This window comes from Enterocloster alcoholdehydrogenati, assembly GCF_013282095.1.
In the GTDB taxonomy this organism is placed as follows: Bacteria; Bacillota; Clostridia; order Lachnospirales; family Lachnospiraceae; genus Enterocloster; species Enterocloster alcoholdehydrogenati.
This window is the reverse complement of the sequence record NZ_BLTJ01000007.1, coordinates 38,767-58,763: the sequence shown is the minus strand read 5'-3', so window position 1 is coordinate 58,763 and position 19,997 is coordinate 38,767. Positions and strand designations below refer to the sequence as shown.

Sequence of the window (19,997 nt, the reverse complement as noted above, 5' to 3'; positions counted from 1 at the left end):
ATGAAACGAGAAGAATTTTTGAAATACCCGGAACTGGGAGAAAAACAGCTGTATGAAGCGCTGGAGCGGGCATGGGGGCAGACACGGTTTGCCCTGGAACGTTTCGGAACGGATTTTAAACATATTTTCAGCACCAACCAGTTTTATACGAAAGCAGAGAATAATCAGTGGACCAATGGATTCTGGACGGGAGAATTATGGCTGGCCTACGAGTGTACGGGCGATCCCTGCTTTCGGGATGCTGCCATGGCCCATACGGTAAGCTTTCGGGAACGCGCAGAAAGAAGGATTGAGACGGATACCCATGATCTGGGTTTTTTGTATTCTCCGTCCTGCGTGGCTGCCTATAAGCTGACAGGGGATAAAAATGCCAGGGAAACAGCGCTTCTGGCAGCAGATATGCTGTTAGAGCGGTTTCATGAGAAAGGCCAGTTTCTTCAGGCATGGGGCAGCCTGGATGATCCGGGCAATTATCGTCTGATTATTGACTGCCTGCTGAACCTGCCTCTGTTATACTGGGCCAGCGCAGAAACAGGAGACGATAAGTACAGGGAAAAAGCCCAGGCCCATGTGCGGACAGCGCTGAAGGTGCTTATCCGCCCTGATTATTCAGCATATCACACCTTCTACTTTGATCCGGAAACAGGAGCGCCGCTGCGCGGCGTGACGCATCAGGGATATTCCGCAGATTCTGCATGGGCCAGAGGCCAGGCGTGGGGAATTTATGGTATTGCTCTGAGCTACCGCTATACCAGGGATCCAGCTTATGAAGTGCTGTTTGAATATGTGGCGGATTATTTCATAGAGCATTTGCCTGAAAACCTGATTCCTTATTGGGACTTTGTATTTACGGACGGAAGCAGCGAACCGAGAGATTCATCGGCTTCAGCGGTTGCCGCCTGCGGTATGCTGGAAATGACCCGTTTCCTTCCAAAGGAAAAGGCGGATTTTTATGTGGGAGCGGCAAAGCGTCTTATGAAAGCGCTGTGCGACCAGTGTGCAGTCAGAGGACCGGAAGAATCAGACGGTCAGCTTCTTCATGGCGTATATGGGCGCAAGACGCCGTATAATGACTGTATTGATCATGGGATTGACGAATGCAATCTTTTGGGAGATTATTATTATGCAGAGGGTCTGGTGCGCCTGAGCAGAGAATGGAATCCGTATTGGTAAAGGGGAGTGTTATGAAAGAACTATGCAATAATTTGCTTGAAGAATGGAGCGAAAGCCTTTTAAGGCTTCAAATCAGAAATACGGGAGAGAAACGTTTGGACGGAGGGATTCTGTGTCCGGCCTGCGGAAGGATCCACGGAAGATGCGCAGATGCCATGTATCCTTTCTTAGTAATGGCAGAAAAGACCAGAGAAAGGAAATGGGTTGAGGCGGCGAAGGCTGTTTTTCTCTGGACAGAGCATACGGTTTCTAAGGAAGACGGATCCATACAGAATGATATCGATTCCGACTGGAAGGGAATTACGGTATTTTATGCCATTCAGCTTGCTGACTGTCTGAAATACCATGAGTCTCTTCTGGATGACGATACAAAAAGGCTGTGGAGAGAACGGCTGAAAAAGGCGGCTGAGTTTTTGTATTCGTTTGATGAACTTTCAGACAATAATATCAATTATCCCGTCTCAAATGCTCTTGCCATGTTTTTATGCGGAGATATCCTGGCTGAAGAACGGTACAAAGAAAAGGGGCGGGATCTTTCGGCTGCTGTAAAATGCGCAGCAACCGAAAACGATCTGTTGGAGGGAGAAGGTGTTCCCCGGGGCAGGAAAAGCAAAATGGGATGTTCGGCAGTAGATATCGGCTACAATGTAGAAGAAACACTTCCGGCTCTTTTGAGATATGCACTGATAAGCAGGGAAAAGGATACTGCGTTCCTGGCGAAAAAGGGGCTGGAGGCTCATATGGATTTCATGCTCAATGACGGCGGATGGGACAACAGCTTTGGAACAAGAAACTATAAGTGGAGTTACTGGGGAAGCCGCACTTCAGATGGATGTGCGCTGGGGTATCTGATGGCGGCCGCTTTGGAAGAAAATACTGAGAAAGCGGCCGACTGCACAGAAGCGGCCCGAAAAAATCTGGAATTACTGAAACGCTGCACAAAGGATGGGCTTCTGATGGGAGGTCCTCATTATGGAAACGCCGGACAGCCAATATGCGTCCATCATACGTTCACCCATGCAAAGGTGCTGGCCGGAATTGCAGACCAGGAAACAGAGGGATGGATAAAGACAGAGGACAGAACATTCAGGCAGGAGAGGGAAGAACAGGAGGTGGTTATCCGAAGCTATTCGGAAGTCAGAACATGGAAGGTAACTGCCCCGCTGTTTAACGCTTCTGTTACAGCCTGCGACTGGGAATATATGCCGGGCGGCCATGTCAGCGGTGGAACCCTGTCTATGTTAAGCCACAGACGATCCGGTCCTGTCCTGTGTGCGGGGATGGCAGACTATTCTTTAAAGGAACCTGATAATATGCAGCTTCCCGTGGGCTGTATACACGAATGCCTGGCGTTTCGGATCGAAACCACAGTTAATGGGGAGCGCTACAGCAGCATATATGAAGACAGCGCAAAGGTGCAGGTATCGGGCCGGACCATCAGGGTATGGGGCTGTATGAAGGATATGGCTCACTGCCTGTGTCCGGACCGGAAACTGCCCTATTGGATCGAGTATGAGTTTGATAAGCAGAGAATAAGGATCCGTGCCGGGTTTGAGGAGGGCATAATGATCTGTCCTGTTATCAGTTCAAGCGGCGAAACGGTGATCCGGGAAGAAGATTTAAACCGGATAGAGATAATAAAGCCGGAGTCCTCTGTTCGGATTACTGCAGATGGAAGGATGGATCTGCCGTATGGAACAGAGCGGATATTTAACCTGATCCCCGGATTTCAGGCATTGAAGATATGTATTATACCACAGAGAGAGAATGAGGTAGCCATAGATCTGAATCTATGAAATCAGATGTGAAAAAAGGCTGCTTATCATTTGGCGAATATCAATAAGGAAACAGCAGAAACGGTTTGCAAAAAGGGGCTATCTATTTTCTGACAGCCCCTTAAACTTAATCTGTTTTATGTCAACGCACTAAAACAACGGTTTATTTTTGTATGCCGCTTCATACTGTTAATTTTTATTGATGTAAAAATGTGCGTTTTTTGCCCAGTCTGAATTTTTTAATATCGCTCTGCCGACACCAACTAAGTCTGTCTTGTTTTCCAATAACAGTTTTTCAGCAGTTGCTGCATCTACAATTCCTCCTGTTAAAATAATAGGAATGCTAATATGTTTTTTGAGTTCTTCCGTAATCTCGCTGAAATATCCCTGTTCCTTACTGTATGGATTGATATATCCACAGAAACCACCCGATATATCAAGCAAATCAATTCCGGCTTTTTCAAATTCTTTTGCCGCAGCAATACTATCTTGAAGTGTGCTGCCTCCTGGAATGTAATCACATGCACCAAGCCGTAACGCAATGGGATAATCCTTCCCAACGGCTTCACGAACAGTCTGAATAACATCCAAGTGGAGTTTAATACGCCCCATTAGCGTACTTCCGCTGTACTCATCAGTTCTTTTGTTTGTTAGTGGAGAGTAGAATTGATTTAATAAATATCCATGTGCTGAATGGATTTCAACCCCGTCATATCCGGCTTTTTTTGCTCTGATTGCAGCTTTGGCAAAATCATCAACTACTTTTTGAATATCTAAGAGATTCATTTCTTTCGGAATGTCTGTATTTTCTTTTCCTGCTCTTGGCAGGGGATTTGCACTTGCGCTTAATGTAGTTTGCCCTGTAATGCTCGTTTTCGCTGCACCGCCTGCATGACTGATTTGCGCCATAGCCTTTGTATCGTTTTTATGAATCACATTTACGATTTTTTCCAGACCATCAATATCGCTGTCGTCAGCAATGGCTAATTGCCCGTTGCCTGCTTTTCCCTCAGGGCTGATAAAACTATGCTCTGTTATAATTAGTCCAATATAACTGCCATGTGATTTTTCATCATAGTAATTGCATAAAGCTTGACTTACCTTTCCGTCATTTCCTGCTTTGGCAGTAGCCATTGGCGGCATGACAATTCTATTATTGAGTTTAATATTTCCAACCATAATGGGCGTATTCAGAATATTCATTTGTTGCTCCTCCTGTCGGATGGACGTTTTAGTTTCTTGTTGTTTTTACTTTAGCATGATATAATTGATTATGTAAGAACGCACTTTTTTGATAGATACTATCCAAAAGGAGAGTTATGGGATGAATGATAAATACGAATTTTGTAAGGAAGTGAATGTACGTCCGTTTGCTTACGCTATTTCCTTAATAGATGGTAAATGGAAAATGCATATTTTATTTTGGTTATGGAAGAAAGAAGTTCTTCGGTACAGCGAGCTAAAGCGTGCATTGGGTAAAGTAACACATAAAATGCTAAGCAACCAACTAAAGGAATTAGAAAATGATGGACTTATCCGACGCAGAGAGTATCCGCAAGTACCACCTAAAGTAGAATACAGTTTATCAGAAACAGGAAAAACTTTAATGCCTGTACTTTCTGCAGTCTGTCATTGGGGAACAGAGCATATTCCAGAGGATTGGAATATATAACTTGCGGATAAAAGGGATAGGAAACATACATTAACTCGTATTGGAACGTCGCAGATTGCGGCGTTTTTTCTTTTGTGTATCTTTGGTATTTTGGAAATTTTCCCGTATTAAGGAGTGAGTTGGCAAAGAAAAAGCAGAACGGCATAGCCTTTCGACTGTGCCGCCCTGTGGTTATTAAATTCCTTCCATATGGGTTCTGCCCGTTGCAGGGAGCAGCTTTTTAAGTTATGCCTGGGATGCAGCTGTGCGTTCTACGGTAAGACTGCCGTCTGAAAGTTTCAGTGTATAATAGGTATTATCAATCCGGACGGAGAAATGGACTTCTCCCGGACGGACGATATGGCTGTTTATATCTGTTACAGACGGAGCCGTGCAGCCGGGACGAAGAGGAACTGCTACGGAGAGAAACGCGGTGTCTGTATCGGAGAGATGGTCTGTTTCAAACCGGGCAATCATGGTATCATGCCAGGTGTAATCGATGACAGAAATTTTGGCAGGAACCAGATGGGGTTTCAGACGCTTGTCTGAGAACACCGCAACATTTGCATCATCGGACAGGGACTGGGCAAATGACTGCTCAGAATCAGCAACAGCTCTCGACGCATCCATGTGGAAATTGATCTGGACGCTGGTGTCCGGCTCAATATCTTCCAGATAGTCCATAACTGCAAGAAAACGGGAGTCAACGACAGCAACCGTTCTCTGATGTCTGGTCGGCCGGTAGTTCATATGGAATGCGGTGGCGTACATGAACTGGCTGTTTTGTTTCACGCACATGATATCGCCGATATCCTGTTTTCCTGATTCCCAGGAAGAGATATATTCCCAGGGATTACGGTGGTTAAGTGTCAGACAATTATGCCAGTGGGCCGATTTTGCCTTTTTCCGGTTTTCATCATTTTTATAGGTATAGATAGACGGATCTCCCAGAAGCGTCCGTCCATAGGCGGTAAACTCAAAGCCGGCGGGATCAATATGCTCATGCTCATTTTGAATGGGAGTACGGCATGCGAACATGACATAAAGGGCATCATTGCTCCAGTCGGTCCGAAGAAATGTCTGCTTCAGCTTTTTCTGCCAGGAAACCGTAGGCAGCTCAGGATATCTGTGATGCTGCTGCGCAGTCTGGATCCAGCGGTTCAGATCCTCCAGATCAGGAACTTCCCAGATATAAGGCGCGATCACATTCAGAAAATCTCCGATGGAGTAGTAACAGAGAGCATTGGCAATGTAAGTTCCGTCACCAGTGGCAAGATAGTAGCAGAATGCCCCTACGGAGAAGGTGCCGCTTTTTGTATGGCTGTCTCCCCAGGCGCTGTTGCCGCCGCAGGGACGTGTAGCATGGGTGGAGTATTCCACCATTTTCTTAACGCGTTCCTGATAAGCACAGGACATGGAAAAACCATATTTCTTGGACAGAAGGAGCGGAAGGGCAAACCAGTAGGTGCAGCCGTTGTGATAAGAAGCACAGCCTTCAATCTGTCCGCCCTCATCCGTTACCTGGGCCATAATACTGCGCTCCATTTCATGAATGGCGTGGGCTTTCCAGGTATCCGAATCCTTTAGCTCAGGGAACATACAGGACAGATAGAGCAGGCCATTGTTTTCCATGAGATAGTGGTTGTGGTCTGCATTGGGCCAAAGTTTTGGCGTGATCAGATACAGAACACGGCCATGCTGGTAAATGCTTAACAGATAGGTTTCCAGGAATTTCTCATCAATCAGTCCGCTGTCAAGCAGATGATGAATGATATAGGGCCAGGTGCGGTACATACGGATACCCACTTCCAGAGAACGCCAGATGCCCTGATTGCATTCATAACCGTCAAAGTCCATAAGGGCAAGTTCGCCCTGCTGATTATAGAGAGGCTGGCAGGGGCATTCTTCAACCCAGTGATAAAATTCATCCACAATTTTCTGAGCATATTGGATGTCGCCGGTAAATGAGTATGCTTCCGCCATGGTTCTCCAGTGATCCATACGGTTTAACTGATAGGAATATTCTGCATAGTCGTAGATATTTTCATACCATTTGACAGGATTGCCAATAAAATGCCAGGAAGATGAACCGGGAAGAATAGCATAACCGTCCAGGTTATGCTGCGCGCGGTCCATCCGGCTGGAATAGATATCAGGAAAAAGACTGCGGATGCGTTCTCCCTGCTGAATGAAAGAAACCTCCTTTTGAAAGTCCTTTTCCCGCAGCTTTAACTGAGCTAACACATCAGATATGGTAATCCCGTCTTTTAAAATGTCTTTTAGTGTATAGTCTGCATGAAGCACAAAGAATACCTCCCTCGTTTAAGTTATATAAGTACCTTAACAGCAGGGAGGTAAAATAGCAATTATCTGTTTTTAATATGGAAGCAGCTTTTTTTTCCAAAAGCTGCATACTGGAAAAATCGGCATATCAGGACAGGGAGCTGTTTTGGCTGCGGGCCGCAGATTTCCTGTATTCGCCGGGAGTACAGCCCTGGTTGAGCTTAAAGCGGCGGGTAAAGCTGGAGACGTTGTAATAGCCTACCTGCTCTGAGATATCCTTCAGAGGGAGGTTCGTATGGGTCAGCAGTTCTCTGGCCTTTTGAATGCGCGACTGGATAGTGTAATCCATTACATTTTTACCGGTAGACTCTTTAAAATATTTGCTGAATGCAGGAAGCGTCATATGGAAATGTTCCGAAGCCTCATAAACAGAAAAGTCAGGACTTAATACATATTGATCCAGATATGCAAGAATTTCCGCAATCGAACTGCGTTTCTTTTCCGAAGGGAGTTCCTGAAGCTTCTGGCTCCAGGACTTCAGCATATCCGTGATTTCCTGGGCCGTTTCCATGTTGGACAGTTCTAATACGGAGGTATTAAATGCTTCCGTATTATATTGCTTTTTCACCAGACGCACCAGGTCAAAGCAAATGCTGCGGGCAAGATAAAGGGGCAGAGGGTTCTGCTCCATAAACAGAATGATATTCTGGATGGAGGTATGGATAGCCGGCCTGTTTTGGGTAAAAAGTGCATTTTTCAGAACTGTAAATTCCTCAAGGGGGTATACGGCACTGCTCTGGCTAAAGTCAGTAATTTCCTGAAACTGGATTACAGTCCCGTTTCCCTTTACAAAACGGTAGTCCAGCGCGCTGGCTGCTTCCATATAAGACTGCATGATGCAGTCAGTCTGTTCGGTGGCTGTGCCGATTCCAATAGTGGATGCAATCTGGTACTTTTTAGCAAGAAACATTCGCAGATCCTCAAAACAGAGGTTTGGGGACTGCTGGCTGTCTGTCAGAGTCACAAGGAAGATGATCTGTTCCGGGTGCAGTGAATGGATGCAGTAGTAAATATAAGGAATGGAGGAATGTTTCTGTATATCTTTTGCTATCCGGTCAATATTCGGATCGGTATGATGGAGCAGCATAATGGCAGCGCAGTAGCTTCCCTTGGGAAGATACAGATCCAGCTCGGAACAGTCAAGATTAAAATCCTGCCGGGAATCGTATCTTCCGCTGAGGAGACGGAACAGACGTTCATTTCTCACCGCATTCAGGCTTCCGGAAAGTTTGGAGGAGAGCTCATTGTTCTGATCAGCCAGGTAATCCAGGGCATAGGAAATAGAGTCTAACTCATCCGGGCCATACGATGAGGAGGGGAGAAGCTGCCTGGATTTCTTCAGCAGATTCCGGATGGGAGCATAGTTGAGCCTGGATAGGGTATAGATCACAAGGCAGGCCAGCAAAAGTGCAATAATAATAGAAAAGATAAACTCCCATGTAATGGAGGAAACCTGTGCAAAGGTATCCTGCCTGTTGGGCAGGTAGGCTAAATAAGACCAGTTATTTTCCGGTGAATGCCAACTGCGGACGATGTACTGCCCCTTATTTTCATGGATCGCCTCAGGAGAAGGCCCAAGGGACATGATGACAGAATTTGTCTGATCCATAATATAAAGCTGCGACTGGTAACTGATCAGGCGAGGACTTTTAAAGTTCTGTACCGAGTGTTCTGAAACGAAAAACATAACCGTTCCAACCAGCTTCTGGTAATCCGAAAAAACAGGAAATGAAAAAATGAGAGTATTTTCTGTTGTGGTATTAAGCGAGCGGTTGGTAAGCGGCTGACTGGGAAGACAGCATGGCCGGGTAGAATCAATCAGATCCGTCAGTACATTTTTGGAGGTTCCTGTGTTGGCAGGAGTGACCAGCTGATTGAAATAATACTCCCTTTCCGCTGTAGTAAAGCAGGTGGTAACGTAGGGCTGGTCTTTCATAACCAACACAATATCCGTCAGGAATGGATTGGCAGATCGATAGTTGGATAATGCAGTAATGACAGGCTTAAGTTCCAAAGGACCTGCTGCGTTTGCTGCCTGTGAGGTGACACCGGTCATGGTAAGATGGTCTGTAATGCTCTGCATACTGTTCCATTCATTATCCATCTGTGTTCCAAACTGGATCAGCTCAGAATCTACCGTATTATATATTTCTGTATAGAACCGCTTCATAAACCGTGAGGAATAGAAGTAGATAAGTACAACGAGCGGTATTAAGAGAACGACTGTATAGGAAAAAAGGAGACGGGAATACAGTTTTGAAAAATTCTTTGGCAGCAGCTTTCGATGTCTTGTATTCTCCATTTTATTTTATCCTCCCCATTACTTTTGTGCAGCTTTTATTATAGCGTATACAGATAGCAAAAGCAAGAATAAGCCATTATGCTGTATAAATATGAAGAAAACGGAGAAAAGACGGAAAAATGCGATGATAAAATTGGTCAAGTGGAAAAAAATGCGCATAAGGCGGATGAGATATAAAAAAAGTCCTGCAAATGGGAGAGAAAAAATGTCCGTTGCAATTCAGGCAGAATCAAATTATAGTGGACACGACAAAACGAAACGACAAAAAGGAGGTAATATGTTTATGGGGAAGCAGCTGAGGCGATACATAAAAAGAGACTGGCAGCTCCTGTTGCTGTGCGCTCTGCCGGTAGCGTATTTCATTATTTTTCATTATGTGCCAATGTATGGTGTGCAGATTGCTTTTAAGGATTTCCGGGCGGTAGACGGAATATGGGGAAGCGAATGGTGCGGACTGGAACATTTTAAACGGTTCTTTTCCTCATCTCAATTCTGGCCGCTGATCAAAAACACATTGGGACTCAGCTTTATGCAGATTTTAATTGGTTTTCCGATTCCGATTATTCTTGCGATCATGCTGAATCAGGTAAAGAATGCACGTTACAGAAAATTTGTACAATCTGTGGCATACTGCCCGCATTTTATTTCAATTGTTGTATTAACAGGTATGCTCTATATTTTCTTATCGCCCAGAAACGGCGTTGTGAATCAGATCATCCAGCTATTCGGAGGAGAACCCATTTTCTTTCTGGGGGATCCGAAATATTTTAAAGGAACCTTTGTACTGTCGGGAATCTGGCAGAATGCAGGATGGAGCGCGATCATTTATATAGCAGCGCTGGCTGGGGTCAGTCAGGATCTGTATGAAGCGGCGCAGGTAGACGGAGCGAACAAATGGCAGAGAATCTGGCATATTGATCTTCCTGGAATCATGCCAACTGTGGTAATGATGCTGATTCTTGAAGTAGGAAAGGTAATGAATCTGGGCTTTCAGAAAGCATATCTGATGCAGAACGCACAGAATCTGGCATCCAGTGAAATCATTTCTACCTATATTTACAAGGTGGGTATGATTGATGCACAGTACAGTTATTCTGCGGCGATTAACCTGTTTAATAACATTATTAACATTATTTTGCTGGTAAGCTTTAATAAACTGGCCAAAAAGATTACAAGCAACAGCTTGTGGTAAGGAGGGGAGAAACGTGAAAAAGAAAAGACTGCACAGAGGCTTTCGTTCACAGTCGCTGTCGGATAAGCTGTTTGATATTTTGAATTATGGTTTGCTGGGACTGTTTGCTTTAATCATTTTATATCCCATGTATTTTATTATTATAGCGTCATTCTCAGATCCCGTAGCTATTAACAACGGCCAGATCTCCTTCTGGCCGGTAGGTTTTAATACTCTGGGATATCAGAAAATTTTTGAAAATACCAAAATATGGCGATCCTACAGCAATACAATTTTTTATACGGTTGTGGGTACAACCATTAATATTTTCCTTACAATGATGATGGCGTATCCATTAAGCCGGAAAAATTTCTTTGCAAGAAAACCATTGCTGTTCCTTGCGATGTTTACCATGTATTTTCAGGGGGGAATGATTCCTACCTATCTATGGATGAATGATCTTCACCTTTATAATACTCCGTGGGTTATGGTGCTGCTTCCGGCTATGAATGTATTCAACCTGATAATTGCCATGAATTACATTGCTACCAATATTCCGGAAGAACTTTATGAAGCGGCTTCCATTGACGGATGCAGTCATATTGCCTTTTTTACCAAGATGGTGCTGCCTCTGTCAAAAACAATTATTGTAGTGCTGGTTTTATACTATGGTGTAGCACACTGGAATGAGTTTATGAATGGTTTGATCTATCTTCAGGATGAAGGGCTGCATCCTCTGCAGATGACCTTACGAAGCATTCTTTTACAGAATCAGGCGTCCGGTCTGGGAGATGTGGACAGTATGATGGAACAGCAGAAAGCGGCTGAATTGCTGAAATATGGAGTCATCATTGTATCCACATTACCGGTACTGGCTATTTATCCATTCCTTCAGAAGCATTTTGAAAAAGGCATTATGGTTGGTTCTGTAAAGGGATAAAAATGAAAGAAAAGGAGTAAACGAGCAATGAAGAAAAAAATGGTATGGGCAGCACTCGCTGCTGCGGTAGTGGCTGTCAATCTGGCAGGCTGTGTTCCTCAGGCTGAGTCTAAGGAAACAGAGACAGATAAAACAACTGAAACGGAAGTGACATTCAATAAAGAAGGTCTTCCGATCACGGCTCAGCCGGTTCACTATGACATTGCAGGCATTTCAGTGCGAAACAAGAATTTCAAGGAGCTGGAATACTTTAAAACATTAGAAGAAGAGACCAATGTTATTATCGACTGGAATATGGCAGCTTCTGAGGCATGGAGCGAAAAGAAGAGCCTGCTGTTTGCCGGTTCTGAGCTGCCGGACGCTTTTTATGGACAGAACATATTAACGGATGTGGATATTATCAAGTATGGTTCCCAGGGAATTTTAATTCCGTTAAATGATTTGATTGATACATATGCTCCAAACTTAAAAGCAGTTCTGGATTCAAATCCGGAGTACCGTAAGCAGATCACTGCTCCGGATGGAAATATTTATGCTCTTCCAGCAATCAATGAATTAAATCCGTCTACCTATGATAAGCTGTTTATCAATAAGACATGGCTGGACAAGCTGGGGCTGGAAGTGCCTGAAACACCGGAAGAATTTGAAGCGGTTCTGCAGGCATTTAAGAATAATGACATGAATGGAAACGGAGACACTTCCGATGAGATCCCATTTACATTCCGTTATAATTCTGCCGATCCATATAACCGTCAGCAGGGAATTCAGTCCATGTTCGGTACCTTTGGCCAGTTAGATGATATTTATCATTTCGTAGTGAATAACGGTAAAGTAGTCTATACACCTACAACTGATGGATACAGAGATGCCATGAACTGGTTCGGTTCTCTGTATAAGAAAGGCCTGATCGACAAAGAGGTATTTACTCACGATGCAAATGTATATGCGTCCAAGGTTCAGAATCCGGAAAAAACCGTTGGTGTATTTATGGGATGGAGCAGAAACTCTACTGCAGGAAACAATAAGGATGATTATATTCCAATGGCACCATTGAAGAGCAGCAGCGGAGAGCAGGTATGGCGGACTGTGGATGCCGATGTTATGTCCAGAGGTGCGTTTGCAATTACAAAGCAGGCAGAAAAACCTGAGATTCTTATGCGCTGGATCGACCAGTCCTATGAGCCTGAGACATCATTGGAGATTGGACAGGGTCTGCTGGGAAGAGCTCTGGAAAAGACAGAGGATGGCGGATACCGTCAGATGAAGCCTCAGGAGGGTATGCTTCTGGATACCATGATTCACGATTACAGCCCTGGCAACAGCGGTGTATTTGCGATCACACAGACCATGATTGACAAGCTGGAATTAAACGAAAACCTTCAGGAGAGAAAAGAACTGGATGAATTTTATGCTCCGTATAATGTACCTTTAGAGAATATGTATCCCAATGTATTTTTCACAGAAGAAGAAATTGAAGAGATTGGAGTTTTACAGACCGATATTGATGCATATGTGATGAAAATGTATGCTCAGTGGATTGTAGAAGGCGGTGTGGACGACTGGGACGGTTTCCAGAAGCAGCTTGAGAAGATGAATGTAGGACGTTATATTGAGCTTTACCAGAAAGCCTATGACCGTTATGTAAAAGCGGAATAGCCTCAGAGAAAGACAGGCCTGGTTATACCTTCCATATCGTAATGATATATCCGGAATGAAACTTTTTCGTTGATTTTCTCATGTAATGCGTCTATAATGGCTGTAAATTTAAAGAAGCAGAATGGCTGATATGGTATATAAAACAAAATCAGCAGAACTGCTGGAATGTATAAATGCCGGTTATGGAAAAACGGGATATTTCCCGCAGACAGGAATGGAGGAAATGCCAATGGAAAAGAAAAATCTGGACTGGGGCAATATCGGTTTCAGCTATATGCCAACAGATATGCGATATGTAGCAGATTATAAGGATGGAGCATGGGGAGAAGGGAGACTGACTTCTGATTCTACTGTAGTGCTCAATGAGTGCGCGGGTATCCTGCAGTATTGTCAGGAGTGCTTTGAAGGCTTAAAGGCATATACCACAGAGGACGGCAGCATCGTTACCTTCCGCCCGGACTTAAATGCAGAGAGGATGATGGACTCTGCCAGCCGCCTGGAGATGCCCGTATTTCCCAGGGAGCGTTTTCTTAAGGCGCTGGATCAGGTGGTAAAGGCAAACGCAGCCTGGGTGCCTCCCTACGGCAGCGGAGCTACCCTTTATATTCGGCCCTATATGTTCGCCTCTGGCCCGGTGATTGGCGTAAAACCCTCAGACGAATATCAGTTCAGGATGTTTGTAACGCCGGTTGGCCCTTACTTTAAAGGCGGCGCGAAGCCGATCACCCTTTGTGTCAGCGACTTTGACCGGGCGGCTCCCCATGGTACGGGTCATGTAAAGGCAGGCTTAAACTATGCCATGAGCCTTCATGCCCATGAGACGGCCCACGCCAGCGGATTCGATGAAAATATGTTCCTGGATCCCGCTACCAGAACCTATGTGGAAGAGACTGGAGGAGCAAACTTCATCTTTATTACAAAGGACGGAGAGGTAGTAACTCCCAAATCAGATTCCATTCTGCCGTCGATCACAAGACGGTCTCTGATGTATGTGGCAGAACATTACCTGGGATTAAAGGTAACTCAAAGACCGGTAAAGCTGGAGGAGTTACAGGAATTTGCCGAGTGCGGCCTCTGCGGCACGGCAGCCGTGATCTCACCGGTAGGAAAGGTCTTTGACCACGGAAAAGAGATCTGCTTTTCAAGCGGCATGGAGGAGATGGGCCCCGTTACAAAGAAACTGTATGACACCCTGACGGGCATCCAGATGGGGCGTATTGAGGCTCCTGAGGGATGGATCAGAAAGATCCTGTAGGGATCACAGACAGGCCTTCCGGAATATACTGATCACAGATGGTATATTCCGGGAGGTTTTTTTACTATGAGGAAATTTGTGAAAATGCTTTTGGCGGCGGCGCTTGCAGCTTCATTTGCAGCGGGTCTTTCCGGCTGCTCTGTTTCCAGGGAAGATAAAGATAAGGTGCGGGATCTGGAATTTCAGGTGGCTGCGCAGGGAGAACTGCCTCAAGAACTGTCAAAGCTTATTGCTCAAAAGGTTTCTCAGCCCTTTAAGCTGACCTACACAGACAGTCAGAATCTTTACATAGCTGTCGGCTACGGGGCACAGCCTACAGGAGGATACAGTATCAGCGTGAAAGAACTGTACCTGACAGAAAATTCCATTATCCTGCAAACGGAACTTATGGGGCCTGAAAAAGGGGAGGATCCGGGGACGGAGCAGTCATTTCCTTATATCGTACTGCGGACGGAGCTGTTAGAGGAGCCGGTAGTATTTCAGTAGAAAAAAACCTTTTTTTCGCCGGGATCATATGCTATACTACACCAAAGTATATGTGCGTTTCAGGAGCGTCGTATGATTTAGAAAGGTTGGAGGCGGATATGATCTTAAAAGATATTTGGCTGGATATAAAGGCAGTACAGGAACGGGATCCGGCAGCCCGCAGCGCATTTGAGGTGCTTTTTCTGTATCAGGGCATCCACGCGTTGATCTGGCATCGGTTTGCCCACTGGTTTTACTGCCATAAAATGTTTTTTATTGCCAGGCTCATTTCACAGATCGCCCGGTTTTTTACGCTGATCGAGATTCATCCGGGAGCCCGGATGGGACACGGAATCCTCATCGATCACGGAAGCGGAGTGGTGATCGGAGAGACCGCTGTGGTGGGAGATAACTGCACCATCTATCAGGGAGTGACCCTGGGCGGCGTTGGCACAAAGAAGGGGAAGCGCCACCCCACTCTGGGAAATAATGTGATGGTAGGCGCGGGAGCCAAGATCTTAGGCGCCTTTGAGGTGGGAGATAACTGCTCTATCGCGGCCAACGCAGTGCTTTTAAAGCCCCTTGAGGATAATGTGACCGCAGTAGGGATCCCTGCCCGGCCGGTGAAAAAGGACGGAGTCAGCCTGCCTAAAAAGCGGGAGGCCATGACGCTGGAAGAATATGAGGAAATGAAGCGTCAGATGGAGCAGATGACCAGGGAACTTAAGGAGCTTAAAGAGATGGCAGAGCGGCTTGCAAAAGAAAAAGAGGCAAGGGAAAGCATATCAGAATGAAACAGGAAGCACCACGCATCAACATTGAGCGGAGCATCATAAAAGACTATAGAAAAACCATCTGGAAACCTTTTGTAAAGGGCATTCAGGAATACCGGATGATCGAGGACGGCGATCGGGTAGCTGTGTGCATTTCCGGGGGGAAGGACTCTATGCTTCTGGCAAAATGCCTGCAGCAGCTGAAACGCCAGAGCGATACGAAATTTGAACTGGAATTTATCATTATGGATCCGGGGTATCAGGCGGAAAACCGGCGTCTTATTGAGGAAAATGCGGCGCTCATGAATATCCCGGTCCGTATTTTTGATTCAGATATTTTTAATATTGTGGTGGATGTGACCCAGTCCCCATGCTATCTCTGCGCCAGGATGCGCCGGGGATATCTCTACTCCCACGCAAAGGAACTGGGATGCAACAAGATCGCGCTGCGCCACCATTTTTTAGAGACATATGACAGGGAGGAGTCCCAGGAATAGGGCCGGCGTAATGGGGGATATCATAAAATACCTGCTGTCCGCATAGATTCTTTATCAAGAGACTATGAGGGATGGCAGGTATTTTTTATGGAACTTATAAAGAAACAGATACATATGAATCAGTGGAGGGGGACAGCGTCTACACAGATCACTCTGGATGATGATTTCATCGTGCCGGATACCATGGACGACATGGAGCAGGTGATGCTTCATACAGGGGAGGTTCAGGTTGAGCAGGTGAAGAATCAGGGAGATAAGGTAAATGTGAAGGGACATCTGGAGTTCCAGGTGCTTTACCGCAGGGAAGGCGGTGGGCTTCAGACACTGGGAGGGAATATCCCTTTTGAGGAACTGATCAATGTGCCTCAGTTAGAGGATAAGGACGCAGTGAGCCTGACCTGGGTGTTAGAGGATCTGAATACTGATATGATCCATTCCCGCAAGCTGGGAGTCCAGGCGATTGTTACCCTGCAGGTGCGCATCGAGGCCGTAAGGGAAACGGAGGCGGCGGCAGATGTAAAAGCGGAGGGAGATACGGGGGTGTCCCCTGAACATCCCCTGGCTTTTGCAGAGGGGGAAACGTCGGGACTGCTAAGAACTCCGGGAACCGGCTCAGATCCTGTTCCTGTTGAGACGCTAAAGCGCAGGATCACCGCCGCCTCCATGGCTGTCCGGGGAAAGGATACCTACCGGATCCGGGAGGAAGTAGGCCTTACAGGGGGAAAGCCGGGGATTGGCCGTCTGCTCTGGAGGGAGCTGAAGCTGCGGGATGTGTCCGTAAAACCTCTGGATGGCCGGCTTCATTTGGACGGAGAGCTGACCGTCTTTGTGATTTATGAGGCAGAAGATGAAAATATGCCCGTCCAGTGGGTAGAAGAAATTATCCCGTTTTCCGGGGATATGGAGGCTGAGGGGGCAAAAGAGGATCTTATTCCAATGATTACCGTGCGCCTGGCCCACAGAGAGATTGAGGCAAAGCCGGATTACGACGGGGAGATGCGGGAACTGGAGATTGATGGAGTGCTGGAGCTGGATATACGCCTGTACGAGGAAACGGATACGGAACTTTTAAGCGATGTATATTCCAACAGCCTGGAACTGACACCGGAACGCAGGGAGGCCGTTTTTGACCGGATCCTGACCAGAAATGTATGCCGCTCCCGGATTGCGGAAAAGGTAAAGCTGCCGCAGGCGGAGCGAATCCTTCAGATCTGCCACAATGAGGGAGTTATCAAGCTGGATGAGGTGGAGCCGGGGGAGAACTGTCTAAAAATAGAAGGCGTTCTGGAAGTGACGCTTCTCTACCTTACCAGTGACGATGAAGCCCCCGTTCAGGCGGCTATGGAGCAGATTCCCTTTAAATGCTCCGCAGAGGCCAGAGGGATCAATGAGGACAGCATTTATCAGCTGGATGCGGGCTTAGAACAGCTGAGCGCCGTGATGATGGGGGGAGACATGGTGGAGATCAAGGCTGTAGCTGCTCTTGACTTTCTGGTGCTGCAGCCTGTTAAGGAGCAGGTAATCACCGGCATTGCCTCAGGCCCGGTGGATTTTAATAAGCTTCAGGAACTTCCTGGTATTGCAGGCTATATCGTCCAGTCCGGCGACAGCCTGTGGAGCATAGCCAAGAAATTCCATACTACGATCGGCAATATTATTTCCGCTAATGAACTGGCTGATGATCAGGTAAAACCGGGGCAGAGGCTTCTTCTGGTAAAGGAGGTAGCACGGGGATAGCCGCAGAGAGGGAAATCCAGGGGACTGCAGGATAGCAGCTTCCGGTCAGAGAACTGTTCATGGAGACATGGACAGTTTTTTTTTGCGTTGGAATGTGGTATACTTACTCAAAAGCAACTGGAAAACGGCAGTTTCTGAAAGGAGAGACTCAATGGATGAAACATGGCAGCAGCTAAAGGAATGGATCGATGCCAGCCGCTATATTGTGTTTTTCGGTGGTGCAGGCGTATCTACTGAGAGTGGGATACCGGATTTTCGCAGCGTGGACGGGCTGTATAATCAGACGTATAAGTACCCGCCGGAAACTATTATCAGCCACAGCTTTTTTATGCGCAGAACAGAGGAATTTTACCGGTTTTACAGGGAGCGCATGATTTTTCAGGGCGCTGCTGCGAATCCCGCCCACCTGGCCCTTGCAGCCCTCGAACGCAGAGGGAAGCTGAAGGCTGTGATTACCCAGAATATTGACGGCCTTCACCAGCTGGCCGGCAGCAAAGAGGTGCTGGAGCTGCATGGCTCCATCCATAGAAACTACTGTACCCGCTGCGGCCAGTTCTATGGCCTTGACCGCATAACAGAAAGCGACAGCGTGCCTAAATGCAGCTGCGGCGGTATCATAAAGCCGGATGTGGTACTGTATGAGGAGGGCCTGGATGACACCGTCATCCGACGCTCCATGGAGCATATTGCCAATGCGGATATGCTCATAGTAGGAGGCACGTCCCTGGTGGTCTATCCCGCAGCGGGGCTCATCGATTATTACAGAGGAAAGAAGCTGGTTTTAATCAATCGTTCCGTCACTTCCAGAGATTCTCAGGCAGACCTGGTAATCAGAGACAGCATCGGAGCAGTGCTGGGAGCTGTCGCCGGCATAAAGTGAGTGAAGATGACGGCGAATGGGAGGACACGTCTGCCGAAAAAACTAAGCGAATTAAAAATCAGGAGGAAAGAGATCTATGTATGAAGCAGCAGAAAACAGATATGACCATATGAAATACAGAAGGGCCGGAAGAAGCGGGGTTCTTCTTCCTGAGGTGTCTTTGGGCCTGTGGCAGAATTTTGGCCTGGAAAAGCCGTTAGAGGAGCAGAGACAGATTCTCCTTCGTGCCTTTGATCTGGGAATCACTCATTTTGATCTGGCAAATAACTATGGCGCTCCTGCCAGAGGAAAGGCGGAGGAAAACTTCGGCAAGGTTCTGGCATCAGATCTAAAACCCTACAGAGAGCAGCTTTTTATCTCCACCAAGGCAGGCTATGACTTTTGGCCCGGCCCCTATGGAAACTGGGGATCCCGCAAATACCTGATGTCCAGCCTGGACGCCAGCTTAAAGCGTATGGGGCTTGATTATGTAGACATTTTCTATCACCATCGCCCGGATCCTGATACGCCTCTTGAAGAAACCATGGGCGCTCTTTCTGATATGGTGCGTCAGGGGAAAGCCCTTTATGTGGGTATTTCCAATTATCAGGCGGACGAGGCAGAGCGGGCCATTGGCATTTTAAAGGAAAATGGAACCCCGTGCCTTTTAAACCAGCCCCGCTACAATATGTTTGAGCGCTGGTGCGAAAATGGCCTGCTGCAGGTACTGGACCGCGAAGGCACAGGCTGTATCTGCTACAGTCCTCTGGCACAGGGCGCTCTTACCGGCCGGTATTTAAACGGCATTCCTGAAGGTTCCAGAGCTTCCCGCGCCAACACTACGGTAGGAGGCCGATATCTGACTCCCGGTAATCTGGAAAAGATCAGGGCTTTAAATGACCTGGCAAAAGAACGCGGACAGAGCCTGGCCCAGCTGGCCCTTTCCTGGGTGCTGCGCAGAAAAGAGGTTACAAGCGTCCTCATTGGAGCCAGCAGCACGGCACAGCTGGAGGACAATATAAGGGCTCTGGACGGACCCGTATTTGCAGAAGAAGAGCTGGCTGCCATTGACAGTATCCTGGCGTCCATGGAGCAGCAGGGATAGGAACATCTGCTTTGCCGGATCAGACGGAGTTCCGTGCAGGCTGATATCACAGAATATGGGAGGATGAGCTATGGCAGAAAAACTGGACTATGAGGTAGGAGATGTTGTAAAACTGAAAAAACCCCATCCATGCGGCAGCAGCGAATGGGAGATCTTGAGAGTGGGAGCGGATTTCCGCTTAAAATGCGTCGGCTGCGGCCATCAGATCATGGTGGCCCGTAAACTGGTGGAGAAAAATACCAGAGGGCTTACAAAGAAAAATATTTCCCGAAAACCAGCGGACGAATAAAAAGAC

16 protein-coding genes and 1 pseudogene are annotated in these 19,997 nt (G+C 46.7%); 14 read left to right on the top strand and 3 right to left on the bottom strand.

Features of this window, described 5'->3' with window-relative positions; translation table 11 throughout:
• Both HW447_RS09385 and HW447_RS09380 read left to right on the top strand, forming a co-directional pair.
• Nucleotides 1–1,173 carry a glycoside hydrolase family 88 protein gene (locus HW447_RS09385; protein WP_176255040.1) on the top strand — a complete coding sequence of 391 codons (1,173 nt, stop codon included), beginning with the start codon at nt 1–3 and terminating at the stop codon, nt 1,171–1,173.
• An 11-nt stretch (nt 1,174–1,184) separates the two neighbouring features.
• Entirely contained in the window at nt 1,185–2,969 is a 1,785-nt protein-coding gene (locus tag HW447_RS09380) for a hypothetical protein (protein WP_176255039.1), read from the top strand.
• Between the two features lie 168 nt (nt 2,970–3,137).
• Here HW447_RS09380 and HW447_RS09375 read toward each other — a convergent pair whose 3' ends face one another.
• Nucleotides 3,138–4,151: an NADH:flavin oxidoreductase gene (locus HW447_RS09375; RefSeq protein WP_176255038.1), complete on the bottom strand. Its 1,014-nt coding sequence runs from the start codon at nt 4,149–4,151 to the stop codon at nt 3,138–3,140.
• A 121-nt stretch (nt 4,152–4,272) separates the two neighbouring features.
• Here HW447_RS09375 and HW447_RS09370 point away from each other — a divergent pair, with 121 nt between their 5' ends.
• Nucleotides 4,273–4,620, top strand: a complete 348-nt coding sequence (locus tag HW447_RS09370) for a winged helix-turn-helix transcriptional regulator (RefSeq protein ID WP_176255037.1) — start codon at nt 4,273–4,275, stop codon at nt 4,618–4,620.
• Between the two features lie 225 nt (nt 4,621–4,845).
• Here the strand turns inward: HW447_RS09370 and HW447_RS09365 are convergent, their stop codons facing one another.
• A complete protein-coding gene (locus HW447_RS09365) occupies nt 4,846–6,903 on the bottom strand; it encodes a heparinase II/III family protein (RefSeq protein WP_176255036.1) in 2,058 nt (685 codons plus the stop codon).
• A gap of 127 nt (nt 6,904–7,030) precedes the next feature.
• A complete protein-coding gene (locus HW447_RS09360) occupies nt 7,031–9,244 on the bottom strand; it encodes a helix-turn-helix domain-containing protein (protein ID WP_176255035.1) in 2,214 nt (737 codons plus the stop codon).
• A 283-nt stretch (nt 9,245–9,527) separates the two neighbouring features.
• Between HW447_RS09360 and HW447_RS09355 the strand changes: the two genes are divergently transcribed.
• The 11 genes and pseudogenes from HW447_RS09355 to HW447_RS09305 all read left to right on the top strand — a co-directional run bounded on the left by HW447_RS09355 (nt 9,528) and on the right by HW447_RS09305 (nt 19,991).
• Nucleotides 9,528–10,436 carry an ABC transporter permease gene (locus HW447_RS09355; protein WP_243176261.1) on the top strand — a complete coding sequence of 303 codons (909 nt, stop codon included), beginning with the start codon at nt 9,528–9,530 and terminating at the stop codon, nt 10,434–10,436.
• Between the two features lie 13 nt (nt 10,437–10,449).
• A complete protein-coding gene (locus HW447_RS09350; protein ID WP_176255033.1) occupies nt 10,450–11,355 on the top strand; it encodes a carbohydrate ABC transporter permease in 906 nt (301 codons plus the stop codon).
• A gap of 27 nt (nt 11,356–11,382) precedes the next feature.
• Complete coding sequence (locus tag HW447_RS09345) at nt 11,383–13,011, top strand: type 2 periplasmic-binding domain-containing protein (protein ID WP_176255032.1); 1,629 nt, start codon at nt 11,383–11,385, stop codon at nt 13,009–13,011.
• A 229-nt stretch (nt 13,012–13,240) separates the two neighbouring features.
• On the top strand, nt 13,241–14,266 hold the full coding sequence (locus tag HW447_RS09340) for a branched-chain amino acid aminotransferase (protein WP_176255188.1): 1,026 nt from the start codon (nt 13,241–13,243) through the stop codon (nt 14,264–14,266).
• Between the two features lie 66 nt (nt 14,267–14,332).
• Nucleotides 14,333–14,752 carry a protease complex subunit PrcB family protein gene (locus HW447_RS09335; RefSeq protein WP_176255031.1) on the top strand — a complete coding sequence of 140 codons (420 nt, stop codon included), beginning with the start codon at nt 14,333–14,335 and terminating at the stop codon, nt 14,750–14,752.
• Nucleotides 14,753–14,850: 98 nt separating this feature from the next.
• A complete protein-coding gene (gene cysE, locus HW447_RS09330; RefSeq protein WP_176255030.1) occupies nt 14,851–15,525 on the top strand; it encodes a serine O-acetyltransferase in 675 nt (224 codons plus the stop codon).
• A pseudogene (locus HW447_RS09325) lies at nt 15,522–15,965 on the top strand (tRNA 2-thiocytidine biosynthesis protein TtcA); the annotation flags it as partial. The gene cysE and the pseudogene HW447_RS09325, both read left to right, overlap by 4 nt.
• 123 nt (nt 15,966–16,088) lie before the next feature.
• A complete protein-coding gene (locus tag HW447_RS09320; RefSeq protein ID WP_176255029.1) occupies nt 16,089–17,738 on the top strand; it encodes an SPOCS domain-containing protein in 1,650 nt (549 codons plus the stop codon).
• 151 nt (nt 17,739–17,889) lie between these two features.
• Nucleotides 17,890–18,618: an NAD-dependent protein deacylase gene (locus HW447_RS09315; protein WP_176255028.1), complete on the top strand. Its 729-nt coding sequence runs from the start codon at nt 17,890–17,892 to the stop codon at nt 18,616–18,618.
• A gap of 76 nt (nt 18,619–18,694) precedes the next feature.
• The gene (locus HW447_RS09310; protein ID WP_176255027.1) at nt 18,695–19,702 is read left to right on the top strand and encodes an aldo/keto reductase; all 1,008 of its coding nucleotides are present in this window, start codon (nt 18,695–18,697) and stop codon (nt 19,700–19,702) included.
• Between the two features lie 70 nt (nt 19,703–19,772).
• Nucleotides 19,773–19,991, top strand: coding sequence for a DUF951 domain-containing protein (locus tag HW447_RS09305; RefSeq protein ID WP_176255026.1), 219 nt, complete (start codon nt 19,773–19,775; stop codon nt 19,989–19,991).
• Nucleotides 19,992–19,997 lie beyond the last annotated feature (6 nt).

Bases quoted from the DNA above. Each gene is read 5' to 3' on its own strand.
- HW447_RS09385 (WP_176255040.1), top strand. From the start codon at position 1: ATGAAACGAGAAGAATTTTTGAAATACCCGGAACTGGGAGAAAAACAG.
- HW447_RS09380 (WP_176255039.1), top strand. From the start codon at position 1,185: ATGAAAGAACTATGCAATAATTTGCTTGAAGAATGGAGCGAAAGCCTT.
- HW447_RS09375 (WP_176255038.1), bottom strand. From the start codon at position 4,151: ATGAATATTCTGAATACGCCCATTATGGTTGGAAATATTAAACTCAAT.
- HW447_RS09370 (WP_176255037.1), top strand. From the start codon at position 4,273: ATGAATGATAAATACGAATTTTGTAAGGAAGTGAATGTACGTCCGTTT.
- HW447_RS09360 (WP_176255035.1), bottom strand. From the start codon at position 9,244: ATGGAGAATACAAGACATCGAAAGCTGCTGCCAAAGAATTTTTCAAAA.
- HW447_RS09355 (WP_243176261.1), top strand. From the start codon at position 9,528: ATGGGGAAGCAGCTGAGGCGATACATAAAAAGAGACTGGCAGCTCCTG.
- HW447_RS09345 (WP_176255032.1), top strand. From the start codon at position 11,383: ATGAAGAAAAAAATGGTATGGGCAGCACTCGCTGCTGCGGTAGTGGCT.
- HW447_RS09340 (WP_176255188.1), top strand. From the start codon at position 13,241: ATGGAAAAGAAAAATCTGGACTGGGGCAATATCGGTTTCAGCTATATG.
- HW447_RS09335 (WP_176255031.1), top strand. From the start codon at position 14,333: ATGAGGAAATTTGTGAAAATGCTTTTGGCGGCGGCGCTTGCAGCTTCA.
- cysE (WP_176255030.1), top strand. From the start codon at position 14,851: ATGATCTTAAAAGATATTTGGCTGGATATAAAGGCAGTACAGGAACGG.
- HW447_RS09320 (WP_176255029.1), top strand. From the start codon at position 16,089: ATGGAACTTATAAAGAAACAGATACATATGAATCAGTGGAGGGGGACA.
- HW447_RS09315 (WP_176255028.1), top strand. From the start codon at position 17,890: ATGGATGAAACATGGCAGCAGCTAAAGGAATGGATCGATGCCAGCCGC.
- HW447_RS09310 (WP_176255027.1), top strand. From the start codon at position 18,695: ATGTATGAAGCAGCAGAAAACAGATATGACCATATGAAATACAGAAGG.
- HW447_RS09305 (WP_176255026.1), top strand. From the start codon at position 19,773: ATGGCAGAAAAACTGGACTATGAGGTAGGAGATGTTGTAAAACTGAAA.